This is a genomic window from Rhodoferax sp. GW821-FHT07G04 (genome assembly GCF_059418585.1).
This window is the reverse complement of sequence record NZ_JBWKQD010000005.1, coordinates 19922-32234: the sequence shown is the minus strand read 5'-3', so window position 1 is coordinate 32234 and position 12313 is coordinate 19922. Positions and strand designations below refer to the sequence as shown.

Sequence of the window (12313 nt, the reverse complement as noted above, 5' to 3'; positions counted from 1 at the left end):
CACAGCCTTAGGCTTGGCGACGCGCCCATGCCGGCTGCACCATGCGGCCCCGACGCCAAGCCAGCAGCACCATCACGGCGCTGGCCAATACAACAAAGGCCAGGTCAACCGCCGAGCCCTCTACGCCGTAGGCCCCTCCGGTCAGCCAGTCCGGGCCGCCGAGTTCCGTCACCAACAAGCCCGTCTTTACCTGGTGCCCTGAAACCGCCAGCGAAAAGATGCCGTCCTGAAAGAAGTTCCATCCCGCGTGCAAGGCCGCACACAGCCACAGACGCCCCGTCAGCAAAAAGGCTGCGCCAAAAAACACCCCCGCCACCGCGGTGTCGGCAATGCCCAGCGCCGAGACATGGTCATTGAACATATGCATGGCACCAAACACCAGACCCGATGCCAGTAGCGCCAGCCAACTGCCAATCGATTCCTGCACGACCCGGAAGAAAATGCCTCGCATCGCCACTTCTTCGATCAACCCCACCGTGATATGCATGAGCAGCGGCAGGATGATGAGACCACTGCTGGGCGCGAATGACAAAGCGCGCAACCCACCCAGTGCCGCAATACCAACCAACGAGATGCAGACCATGAACCCGCCCAGCAAAAACCCTAGGCTGTACTCCTGCAAGGCACCTTTGAACGCCAGCTCAGACACCGCGCGTTTCTCCACCTTGATGACATAAAACGCATACGACAGGCAACCCATGCAGGCACCCAACAACTGCCCCATGCGCGAGAACAGCTTCTCGGTAAAAAAGTGGGTGGCGCCGGCCTGTATCAGCAGGAATGGCACCATAAAAAATACAAGGGCCAGCACGATACGGGTCAGTGGAAAGCGCAGGATGCGAAGCGATAGCGGCGCAGCCGCAGAGCCGCCTGGGTAAGTCGCAGTGGTCATGTTGTCTCTCAGTGAAAGGGGTGAAGATCGGGGTTCAGATGCAATCTGATGGGCGCGACTGTAGTGCCGCCCGCCCTAGTAGAACCAGAGCCATGCGACAGAGTGCAGGAGGCGGGGTATAGCCCGCAGATATTTACCCGCCCCAGTTTCCACGCACGGCGATCTCTACACCAGCTTTTCTCAACAGCAAGGTGAGACTCGGGTGAAAAAGCACCTCTTCCGATATGTAATGACCTTTTCCGCCTAGCGTGACGCCGTGCGCGACTCCACCAGACGCATTGATGCTATCAATGAAACGGCTGGTGCGAGGCCAAGGGTCTAGCTCGCCTTGGATTGCAAGAAACTCCAATCCCGATTGGGCCACCTCCACCTTGTGCGGTGCCTGCCCAGAGATAGCAACCGCAATACTTACCAACGGACCAAAACGGCTGACTACTTCGCACACACCCGAGCCACCCAAGCTATAGCCGATCAGCGCAAGCTGCCGTGGCCTTTTGGTCGTAGCCTCAATCAACAATGCAAGCCGGTCAGGGCTCCATTCGGTCTCGGCTTCGAGTTGCGGACAAATCACGGGGCAATTGACGGATGCTTCGGATCGTGCCAAAAGAGCAGGCAGACCATACCGCTTGACCAAGGACAGGTCCGCGCCGCGTTCACCGCTGCCATGCAGGTAAACCACGACCGCATCGGCTACTTGAGTAGCGCGCGGAAGAAACTCAAGAAAACGAAACCCCGATGCGGGATCCAGGCGGTGGTGCTCGAACATGTCGGCTAGCTTAGCCAATTTCTTCTGCACTTCACATTCAGCGCAGGAAACTGCGCGAACGACTGTTCTTGCAAAAGAGTCGCATCCAGGGCCCCAGGCCCCTGCTGGCAAAATCCCTCCCCATGCACGCCCCCACGCCGGACAGCCCCGCCCCCATCACCCACTACGAAAACTTTCCGGTTGCCTCCTGGTTGTGCCCCGCACACTTGCGCGCGCCTATTGCCGCCATTTACCACTTTGCCCGCACGGCGGATGACATTGCCGACGAGGGCGACGCTACTGCGCAGCAGCGGCTGGACGAGTTGCATGCCTACCGCCTAGACCTGGAAAGCACCTGCGTTGCTGCCGAGACCCCGAAAGCCGGCAACACACCAACCAGCACCCGCTGGCCCCAGGTCTTTGGCCCACTGCAGGTCGCGCTACGCGACCACCACCTGCCACCCCAACTGTTGCACGACCTGCTAGACGCCTTTGTGCAGGACACGCGCAAGTCCGCCGCGGCCGAGGGCTACGCCGACCAGGCCGAGCTGCTGGACTACTGCCGCCGCTCGGCTAACCCGGTGGGGCGCCTGCTGCTGCATCTTTACGGCGTGGTCGATACGCTGTCCCTGCAGCGCAGCGATGCCATCTGCAGCGCCCTGCAGCTCATCAACTTCTGGCAGGACCTGAGCGTGGACATTCCCCGCGGCCGCTACTACCTGCCGCACGAGGACTGCACGCGCTTCGGCGTGACGCAGGCCGACATCCTGGCACAGCGCCAAAACTCAAATGCTACGCAATTGATAGCACATTGCGTCCAATCGGCGAGGGCTAGCATGGTATTTGGCTCAAGCCTTGTCCACCAGATACCCGGTCGCGCGGGTTGGGAGTTGCGCCTGGTGGTGCAAGGCGGCCTGCGCATACTGGATCGCATAGAAGACCTGCACTACGCCACGCTGAACCAGCGGCCCACGCTGCGCTGGTGGGATTACCCAGTCATGCTGTGGCGCGCGATCTGGATGTAGCGCGCACCAACCGTGGGGCAGACGGTTCGATTCATAGAACTGTCTTATTGGACCTCTAGCATCGCGGCCAATCTTCAACGACAGGCCCCTTCGGGCCACACCCACGCCAGTCTGCCCAGCACATGCATCGCACTTTCTATCTGCTCCTGATCGTGCAATTCATCTCCACCATTGCAGACAATGCCTTCCTCATCGTCGCCATTGCCCGTGTCATCGAACTGGCCGCCGCGGACTGGGTCACGCCCATGCTCAAGATCGGCTTCACGGTGTTCTACGTGGTGCTGGCGCCCTTTGTCGGACCGCTGGCCGACGCCATCCCCAAGGGCCGTGTCATGCTGCTGGCCAATGCGCTCAAGGTGGGCTCGGTGGCCCTGCTGCTCATCGGCGTAGACCCCGTACTGGCCTTGCTGTTCGGCGGCCTGGGCGCCTCCATCTACGCGCCAGCCAAATACGGGCTGATCACTGAGCTGCTGCCCGCCCAAGACCTGGTGCGCGCCAACGGCTTCTTTGAAAGCACCACCGTCAGCGCCGTCATCTTTGGCACCGTGCTGGGTGGCCTGCTGATCAGCCCCCTGATGCCGCAGTGGGAGTGGCCTGCCTTGACCACGGCCTTAAACACGACACAGGGCACGCCCACGCGCCTGCTGGCGGGCATGCTGTGCCTGCTGGCCCTGCATGCGCTGGCGCTCGGCCTTACGCTGGGCGTGGCCGACAGCGGCAAGCGCTACCCCCACCACTCCTTCCACCCGGTGCAAGTGGTACGCCGCTTCTTCCAGGAGAACGCCACGCTGTGGCGTGACCCCATGGGTGGGGTCTCCATGTCGGTCACCACGCTGCTGTGGGGCGTAGGAGCCACGCTGCAACTCATCGTGCTGCGCTGGGCCAACGAGGCGCTGGGCCTGAGTCTGGCCCAGGGCGCCTACCTGCAGGGCGTGACGGCCTTCGGCGCCATTGCCGGTGCGGCCCTGGCCAGCCGCTATGTGGCCCTGCACCAAGCCATCCACGTGCTGCCCTTAGGCCTGGTCATGGGCCTGCTGTTTCCGGTGATGCTGGCCGTGCATTCGGTTGAGGTCGCAGTCGTGCTACTGATACTGCTGGGCACGCTGGCGGGTTTCTTCATCGTGCCCATGAATGCCTTGCTGCAGCACCGTGGCTGCAGCCTGCTGACGGCAGGGCGCTCCATTGCCGTGCAGGGCTTCAACGAAAACGCTGGCATGCTGGTGATGCTGGCCGTCTATGCGGCAGCCACTGCGGCGCAGCTGTCACTGCACACACTGATCTGGAGCTTTGGCCTGCTGGTAGCCGGCTGCATGGCCTTTGTAATAGCCAGCCAGTACCGCGCACAGTTTCACCGCCGAGCCACGCCAAGGTAAACCACGCTATATCTCGGGGGAGGCAACAAATCCGCGCCGGGCCGCCCCAAGCGGATTTAGCCCCTTGAGGGGGCAGCGACCCGCGCAGCGGTGGAGCGTGGGGGCTCATAGTCTTAAAAGTGTCAAGAAAGCATCATCAAACTGTTATCTGCGCTCGGTAGCCTCAGGGGCGTGAACCATCCAAACGAACTCCTGGTCGAATCCTTCGCCGAGCGCGCGCCCAGCCTGCGCATCGCCGTCGTGACCGAAACCTTCCCACCCGAGGTCAATGGCGTGGCCATGACACTGGGGCGTCTGGTCGATGGCCTGCTGCAGCGCGGGCATGCGGTGCAGGTGGTGCGACCGCGCCAGGCCAAGGAGAGCCCGCTATCCAACCGCGAAGGGCTGGACGAGGTGCTGTCGCGCGGCGTGCCGGTACCGGCTTATGGTGAGTTGCGCTTTGGCCTGCCGTCCAAAAACCGCCTGGTCAAGCTGTGGAGCGAAAAGCGCCCCGACATCGTGCACGTGGTCACCGAAGGCCCGCTGGGCTGGTCGGCCGTGGCGGCGGCACGTGCGCTGCACCTGCCGGTCACCAGTTCCTTCCACACCAATTTCCAAAGCTACTCACAGCACTACGGCATAGGCCTGTTCAAGAAGACGATTGAAGGTTATCTGCGCAAGCTACACAACCGCACCCAGGCCACACTGGTACCCACCACAGCCATGGTGTCGGAGTTGCAGGCCCGGGGTTATCACAATGTCAGCCTGATGTCGCGCGGCGTGGCCATCGACCAGTTCAGCCCGAGCAAGCGCTCGGCTGAGCTGCGCCGCAGTTGGGGTGTGGCGGACGATGCCTTGGTGCTGATGCATGTAGGCCGCCTGGCCAAGGAAAAGAACATTGCGCTGGTGGTGGCCGCCTTTCGCGCCATACGGGCACGGGTGCCCACCGCCAACATGGTGTTTGTCGGCGATGGCCCCTTGCGGAAGCAGTTGCAAGAGACCTGCCCCGAGGCGATCTTTGCCGGTGTGCGCAAGGGCGAAGACCTGGCGCAGCACTACGCCTCGGGCGATGTGTTTCTCTTCCCCAGCCTGACCGAAACCTTTGGCAATGTGGTGCCCGAGGCCATGGCCAGCGGCCTGGCAGTGCTGTCGTATGCGCATGCCGCCGCCAAGGAGCTGATCGTCAGCGGTAGCAATGGCGTGCTGGTGCAGAGCACCGAGGAGCTGGATTTCATCGATGCCGCCGTGGCCCTGGCGGCAGATGCCCAACTGGTGCAGCAGCTCAAGCAGGCCGCAGCCCCCAGCGTGGCCCATCTGGCCTGGGATGCCGTCTACGACAGTTTTGTAGAAACCTTGTCGGGCGTGTTGGAGCGCCACGGCCGCCAGTTTGGCCCGGCCCGCGCGCCCAAGGCGGTGGCCACTCCGCTCAAGCACTCCAGCGCATAAGGGCCTGGCCCATGCGCACGTGGTCCCCATCGGCCAGGCCCTCGCAGAGATCGAAACCCTTGGGCGCCAACACAATGATGGTGGAGCCATGCTGAAACCAGCCCATCTCCTGCCCCTTGCTGAAAGGCGCGTCGCAGGCCACGGTCTGGGGGCCTTGGTAGCGCAGGTGGAACAGCACATCCAGAAAGTGCAGTCGGATACTGGCCACCAGAATCGCCGCCACCGGCACCAGCGCCACGCGCTGGCCTGCACAGGGGCCGTCACCACCCAGCCGGGTGCGGATAAAGGCCCGCTCGTTTTTGCAAAACAGCTTTTCCACGCGGCGCAGTGCGATGGGGTTGACGTTCCAGGTGTCGCCGGAGAAGTAGCGCACCCGCTCCACCGTGCAGTCATAGGGCGCATGGAAGCGGTGGTACATGCTGGACGTCAGCCGCAGCGTCACAAAGCTGCCGTCACGCCAATCGTCAATCACCTCTTGCTCACCCAGCAGGTCTTGCAGCGTGTACGGAAAACCCTTGGCTTGGAAGATGCGCGTGCCCTCTATGGCCCCGTGCGCGCCAATGATGGCGTCCACCGGGCTGCTCATTACCTGCGGGTCCATGGCCAGCGGGCGCAAGCCGGGTTTGAGTTCGCGGGTGAAGCAGTCGTGCATGCTGGTGAAGCGGGGCTTTTGGGCCTCGCTCAAGTCCAGCGCCGAGAAAAACTTCCAGGTGGCAATGGACAGATCGCGCACCCAGGGCTGCTCGATCTTGCTGAACCAACCCATGAATTGCGTCAGCCAGCGCCGCGGCAGGCGGTTGGTCAGCAAAAAGTTGATGTCTTCCTGGCCCAGGATGGCCTGTATGCGCTGGCGCAGGCTCCTGCTATCGCTCTTCTTTTCTTGTCTTGCAATGTTTGTCATGAGAGGTGTTTCCTGTGGATGAATTGATAGGTTTGAATACAGTCTTGGTCTACGGCGTCAGCACCGCCGCCTTCGTGCTGGGTCTGCAGCGCATACGCCAGCGCGCCGAGTTGTCGCTGGCCAAGCACCGCTCGCTGGCGGGCCACCCGCGCATGGCGCGGCGCGTGGCGGCCCTGCTGCCCAGCTACCGCTATGGCGAAGACAAAGCCTTTGCGGTGGACGGCGCTCCGGCCGACGTGGTGGCCCAGCGGCGCAAGGCTTTTGACGCCCTGGTGGCCGAGATCGGCCAGCGCTTCCCCAAAAGCCTGCAGGTCAGTGCCGACGTGGCCGGCAGCCTGCCTGACCTGCAATTTGTCAGTGCCTACCGCATTCCATTTCAGTTCCGCGAACTGGTGGAGCGGGGCCTGAAGACGGGCTCGTTCGTGCAGTCCACCAGCGGCGTGACCATCACGGACCTGGACGGCAACCGCTTCTACGACCTGGCAGGCTCGTACGGCGTTAATCTGCTCGGCAACGACTTCTACAAAGCCTGCATCGCCCAGGGGGCTGAAACGGTGAAAGAACTGGGCCCCGTGCTGGGTGCCTACCACCCGGTGGTAGCCGACAACGTGGCACGGCTCAAACGCATCTCGGGCATGGACGAAGTGTCCTTCCACATGTCGGGCACCGAGGCCGTGATGCAGGCCGTGCGCCTGGCCCGCTACCACACGGGCCGCAACAAGATCGTGCGCTTTTGCGGCTCGTATCACGGCTGGTGGGGCGATGTACAACCGGGCATTGGCAACCCCGTCACCGAGCGCGATACCTTCACGCTGAAAGAGATGGGCGCCGCCACGCTGCGCGTGCTGCGCAAGCGCAAGGACATCGCCTGCGTGCTGGTCAACCCCTTGCAAGCCCTGCACCCCAATGCCGCAGCCCCCGGCGATTCGTCGCTGCTGAACAGCGCGCGCAAGGCCCACTTCGACCGTGCGGCCTATACAGCGTGGCTGCAAGAGCTGCGCGCCATTTGCGATGCAAAATCCATCGCGTTGATATTTGACGAGGTGTTTGTCGGCTTCCGCCTGGCACCGGGCGGCGCGCAAGAATACTTCGGCGTGCCCGCCGACATGGTCACCTATGGCAAAACCCTGGGCGGCGGCCTGCCCATTGGCGTGGTCTGCGGCAAGCGGGCCTGGATGCAGCGCTTCAACACAACGGCCCCGGCCGACATCTGCTTCGCGCGCGGCACCTTCAACTCGCACCCCTATGTGATGGGCGCGATGAACGCCTTCCTGCAAAGCCTCGACAAGCCGGAAATCCAGGCCTTGTATGCCAAGCTGGATGCCACGTGGGACGGCCGCGCCCAGGCGCTGAACCTGCGTTTGCAACAGGCCGGCGTGCCGGTGCAGGTGGCAAACCTGTCGTCGATCTGGACGGTTTTGTACACGCAGCCCGCCTGCTACAACTGGTTGTTTCAACACTATTTGCGCCTGGAAGGCTTGGCCTTGAGTTGGGTGGGCACGGGCAGGATCATCTTCAGCTTGAACTACACCGATGCAGACTTCGACGCAGTAGCCGATCGCTTTGTGCGTGCCGCCCAGAAGATGCAGCAAGACGGCTGGTGGTGGAGCGATGCGGCGTTGAGCAACCCCTCGATCCAGCGGCGCATACTGCGAGAGATGTGGAAGGCGAAGACGTCCTAGCAGACTTCGAAACAACGGCCCCGTACGAGGGCCGTTGCTGGTATTCACAGGATAGAAAAACTCAGGCCTGGTGAATGCCCTTGCGCGGCTCTATCAACTCGCCGCGCAGCAAGGCCAGCGGCGCCTTGTGGTACAGATAGATGTCGTGAAAAGGATCGGTCAGTATCTTGGTCATCCACACCAGGCCCGACATCACGTCCCTTAAAAAGAACAGGTGCACAGTACGGAACAGCAGGCCACCCACACCAATCCACAGCCAGACCATGCCGGTGTTGTGCAAAAAGCCGTCCACTCCAGTGCGAGCCTCCAGCAGGCCGAAGAAGCTGGGGTCCAGCATCAGCACCAGGGGACATGCCGCCCAGATGGCCAGCAGCATGATCTTGCGGCGCAGGTTGTAGCCCACCTTGATGGCCTCCTTGTGCTCTTGCGTGGCCTGGTTGACCTCGTCATAGCCCAAGGGTTCGAAAAAGAAGTGCCCGGACTGGCGGGTCGTCATGGACACCAGCCAGGCGATCAGCGCGGCCACGGCCGGGTCCTTGAACAGCATGGCGTAGGCCACGACGAAGCTGATGGCGCTGACCAGGTGCAAGGACTGGTTGATGCGGCTGTGGTGGTAATAGCGGTGGTCGTCCCAACGCTGGATGGCTAGTTGCTTGAAGAATTCAGACATAGATGGTTCGCTCCTCTGCGCGCCAATTTAGTGGCGCTATGTGGCGGTGATGTGACAAGGCAAGTGACACTTCCGTGAAACGTTGCCCCCACGCTCCACCGCTTCGCGGGTCGCTGCCCCCCAAGGGGGCGCGTTTGGCAAAACCCCAAGTCCAAACCTTGGGGCGGCCCGGCGGTGAAACCCCGTGCGGACTCCCAGCCCATGCTAGCGCCCAATGGCCAGGTATTCAATCCCCATGCCACGCACCAGTTGCGGGTCATAGAGGTTGCGGCCATCAAACACCACGGGCTGCTTCAGCGTGGCCTTGATGGCGTCGAAATCGGGGCTGCGGAACTCTTTCCACTCGGTGACGATGACCAGCGCATCGGCGCCGGCCAGACACTCGGTCTGCGACGTTGCGAAGCGCAGGTGGGGCTCGTTGCCATAGATGCGGCGTGTGGCGTCCATGGCAACCGGATCGTAGGCGGTGATGGTGGCCCCCGCTGCCAGCAAGTCGTTGATGACGGCCAAGCTACTGGCCTCGCGCATATCGTCGGTATTGGCCTTGAAAGCCAGGCCCCACAGCGCAAAGTGGCGGCCCTGCAGGTTGTTGCCAAAGCGCGCCTTGACCTTCTTGCCCAGCACATGTTTTTGCGCCTGGTTGGCCAACTCGACCGCGTTGAGCACCTTCAATTCGATATCCGCAGCGTGGGCCGCGGAGTGGATCAGGGCCTTCACATCCTTGGGGAAGCAAGACCCGCCATAGCCCGCACCCGCATACAAGAAGTCGTAGCCGATGCGAGGGTCACTGCCTATGCCCTTGCGCACGCTCTCGATGTCGGCGCCAATTTTCTCGGCCAGATTGGCCAGCTCGTTCATGAAGCTGATGCGCGTCGCCAGCATGGCATTGGCGGCGTACTTGGTCAGCTCGGCGCTGCGGATGTCCATCAGCACCATGCGCTCGTGGTGGCGCTGGAAAGGGGCGTACAAGGCGCGCATGTTCAACGCAGCCTGCTCGTCCTCATAACCCAGCACGATGCGGCCGGGGCGCATGAAGTCGTCAATGGCGGCGCCCTCTTTCAGAAACTCGGGATTGGAGACCACGCTGAAGGGCGTGTCTACACCGCGGGCCTTCAGCTCCTGCTGGATGGCGGCCTTGACGGCGTCGGCCGTGCCCACCGGCACCGTGCTTTTGTCGACCACCACCTTGTAGTCGTTCATATAGCGGCCGATATTGCGCGCGGCCTCCATCACATAGTGCACATCGGCGCTACCGTCTTCGCCCGGTGGCGTGCCCACGGCGATGAACTGCACGGTGCCAAAGTGCGTGGCGACCTGCACATCGCTGGTGAAGTGCAAGCGCCCGGCGCTGGCGTTACGGCGCACCATGTCCTGCAGGCCGGGCTCGTAGATGGGTATCTCGCCCTCCTGCAGGCGGCGGACCTTGTCGGCGTCGGTGTCAAAACACATCACGTCGTTGCCCACTTCGGACAAGCAGGTTCCGGTGACCAGGCCGACATAGCCCGTTCCGATGACAGAAATTTTCATATGCGTGGCTTCCTTGGAAAACCTTCCCAGTCTGTCCATGCATTGCGAAACTTTTGTGACGCCCCTGCTGTGTGAAAACTGTCTTGGATTTGTCACAAAAATGTCTTGCTCTGCGCGCAAGCTCAGTGCCTTTGCCACTCCGCAACGAGGCCGCCATGCCACTCGACACCCTGCCCCAACAGCAAGCCCACGAAGACCTGATACGCCGCATCCGTGAAGACGTCATGGATGGCTACGACGAAGAATTTGAGATGGAACTGGAGGACCGCAGCATCGAGGAACTGGCGGCCACCGGTGTGCGCAGCGATGCCGAGCGTCTGGCCCGGCGCCAGTACTTCAGGGATCTGTTTCGCCTGCAGGGCGAACTGGTCAAGCTGCAGGACTGGGTGGTGCATAGCCGCCACAAGGTGGTGATTCTGTTTGAAGGCCGCGACGCCGCGGGCAAAGGCGGCGTCATCAAGCGCATCACCCAGCGGCTCAACCCCCGCGTGGCCCGGGTGGCAGCCCTGCCCGCCCCCAATGACCGCGAGAAAACGCAGTGGTACTTCCAGCGCTATGTGTCGCACCTGCCGGCCGCGGGCGAGATCGTGCTGTTCGACCGCAGCTGGTACAACCGCGCCGGTGTGGAGCGGGTCATGGGCTTCTGCAACGACGACGAATACGAGGAGTTCTTCCGCACCGTGCCCGAGTTCGAAAAAATGCTGGTGCGCTCAGGCATACAGCTCATCAAATACTGGTTCTCCATCACAGACGAAGAGCAGCATTCGCGCTTTTTGGGCCGCATCCACGACCCGCTGAAGCAATGGAAACTCAGCCCCATGGACCTGGAATCCCGCGCCCGCTGGGAAGACTACACGCGGGCCAAGGAGGTCATGCTGGAGCGCACCCACATACCCGAGGCGCCCTGGTGGATCGTGCAGGCCGTGGACAAGAAGAAAGCCCGCCTGAACTGCATCCACCACCTGCTGGAGCAGATTCCCTACCAGGAGGTGGAGCAAGAATCAGTCGAACTGCCCCCGCGGGTGCGCCATGACGACTACATGCGCCGCCCCGTCCCCACCGAGATCATCGTGCCCGAGCGCTACTGAAAGCCATACCGACAGCCTGCCAAGGCTGACATTTACCGAAATATTTTTACTTTTGTAAACGGTATATATTGTTTATACCGTTGACAAAAACAGGGCATTAGGCGCAATATCGCGGCCTGATGTCGACCGAGCTTTTTCTGTGGTGGGTTTTGCTGTGTGGCGTGAGCTTGGTCAATGTGCTGGGCCTGTCTTTGTCGGCCCCAGCGCTGAAGAAGCGCCACCCCGCCCTGCCCCCCGATGTATACGCCAAGCGGCGGCTGCAATTCATCTTGTCGGCCGGCTACGTGCTGGGCTGCGCCTACCGTTCGGCGCTGCCGGTATATGACGTGCAGCGCCTGTGCCTGGTCGATTCGTGGATGTCCAGCGTCATCGTGGGCCGCAGCGTGGCCACACTGGCCGAGCTGTGCTTTGTCACGCAGTGGGCGCTGCTGCTGCACGAGACCGCGCAGGCCGCAGGCAGCAAGGCGGGCAAGGCCATCGCATGGGCCATCGTGCCGCTGATCGCGGTGGCCGAAACCTTCTCCTGGTACTCGGTGCTGACCACCTCCAACATCGGCCATGTGGTGGAGGAATCGCTGTGGGGCATCAGCGCCGCGCTGCTGGTGCTGGGCCTGGTTGCCATCTGGCCGCGCTGCACACGTGCCCTGCGCCCTTATCTCTTGCTGTGCGGCGTGACCGCGGTGGCCTATGTGGTGTTCATGTTCATGGTCGACGTGCCCATGTACTGGGCGCGCTGGGTGGCCGACGAGGCCAGTGGCCGCCACTACCTGAGCGTGCTGCAGGGCGTGGCCGATGCCTCTGGGCGCTGGGTGGTGTCGCACCGCTGGCAAGATTGGCAGAGCGAGATCGCCTGGATGACGCTGTATTTCAGTGTGGCCGTGTGGTTCAGCATTGGGCTGATCCACGCGCCGTTTTTGGACCGCTTCGCGGTGAACGGTTCGCGCCAAGCAGCCTGAACCCGTACCGCCGCGCAATCTGCCGGCCA

At 62.3% G+C, this 12313-nt stretch carries 11 protein-coding genes; 6 read left to right on the top strand and 5 right to left on the bottom strand.

Annotated elements, in window-relative coordinates; translation table 11 throughout:
• Positions 1-7 precede the first annotated feature (7 nt).
• Positions 8-892 (bottom strand): CPBP family intramembrane glutamic endopeptidase, encoded by an 885-nt coding sequence (locus tag AC07OO_RS21240; RefSeq protein ID WP_495084147.1) that lies wholly within the window; start codon positions 890-892, stop codon positions 8-10.
• Positions 893-1025: 133 nt separating this feature from the next.
• Positions 1026-1688 carry a hypothetical protein gene (locus tag AC07OO_RS21235; protein WP_495084146.1) on the bottom strand — a complete coding sequence of 221 codons (663 nt, stop codon included), beginning with the start codon at positions 1686-1688 and terminating at the stop codon, positions 1026-1028.
• Positions 1689-1780: 92 nt separating this feature from the next.
• Between AC07OO_RS21235 and hpnC the strand changes: the two genes are divergently transcribed.
• From hpnC to AC07OO_RS21220, 3 genes are all read left to right on the top strand, one after another.
• A complete protein-coding gene (gene hpnC / locus AC07OO_RS21230) occupies positions 1781-2662 on the top strand; it encodes a squalene synthase HpnC (protein ID WP_495084145.1) in 882 nt (293 codons plus the stop codon).
• A gap of 122 nt (positions 2663-2784) precedes the next feature.
• Entirely contained in the window at positions 2785-4035 is a 1251-nt protein-coding gene (gene lplT / locus AC07OO_RS21225; protein WP_495084144.1) for a lysophospholipid transporter LplT, read from the top strand.
• A 171-nt stretch (positions 4036-4206) separates the two neighbouring features.
• Complete coding sequence (locus AC07OO_RS21220; RefSeq protein ID WP_495084143.1) at positions 4207-5460, top strand: glycosyltransferase family 4 protein; 1254 nt, start codon at positions 4207-4209, stop codon at positions 5458-5460.
• Here the strand turns inward: AC07OO_RS21220 and asd are convergent.
• A complete protein-coding gene (gene asd, locus AC07OO_RS21215; RefSeq protein ID WP_495084142.1) occupies positions 5441-6361 on the bottom strand; it encodes an archaetidylserine decarboxylase in 921 nt (306 codons plus the stop codon). The genes AC07OO_RS21220 and asd overlap by 20 nt on opposite strands.
• Before the next feature lie 32 nt (positions 6362-6393).
• On the opposite strand from asd, the gene AC07OO_RS21210 reads away from it, so the two are divergent.
• On the top strand, positions 6394-8043 hold the full coding sequence (locus AC07OO_RS21210) for an aminotransferase class III-fold pyridoxal phosphate-dependent enzyme (protein WP_495084141.1): 1650 nt from the start codon (positions 6394-6396) through the stop codon (positions 8041-8043).
• Positions 8044-8104: 61 nt separating this feature from the next.
• On the opposite strand, the gene AC07OO_RS21205 is transcribed toward AC07OO_RS21210, so the two are convergent.
• Entirely contained in the window at positions 8105-8713 is a 609-nt protein-coding gene (locus tag AC07OO_RS21205; RefSeq protein ID WP_495084140.1) for a hypothetical protein, read from the bottom strand.
• 204 nt (positions 8714-8917) lie between these two features.
• On the bottom strand, positions 8918-10240 hold the full coding sequence (locus AC07OO_RS21200) for a UDP-glucose dehydrogenase family protein (RefSeq protein WP_495084139.1): 1323 nt from the start codon (positions 10238-10240) through the stop codon (positions 8918-8920).
• A gap of 155 nt (positions 10241-10395) precedes the next feature.
• Between AC07OO_RS21200 and ppk2 the strand changes: the two genes are divergently transcribed.
• Complete coding sequence (gene ppk2 / locus AC07OO_RS21195) at positions 10396-11328, top strand: polyphosphate kinase 2 (protein WP_495084138.1); 933 nt, start codon at positions 10396-10398, stop codon at positions 11326-11328.
• A 119-nt stretch (positions 11329-11447) separates the two neighbouring features.
• Positions 11448-12284: a hypothetical protein gene (locus AC07OO_RS21190; protein ID WP_495084137.1), complete on the top strand. Its 837-nt coding sequence runs from the start codon at positions 11448-11450 to the stop codon at positions 12282-12284.
• Positions 12285-12313: the final 29 nt, after the last annotated feature.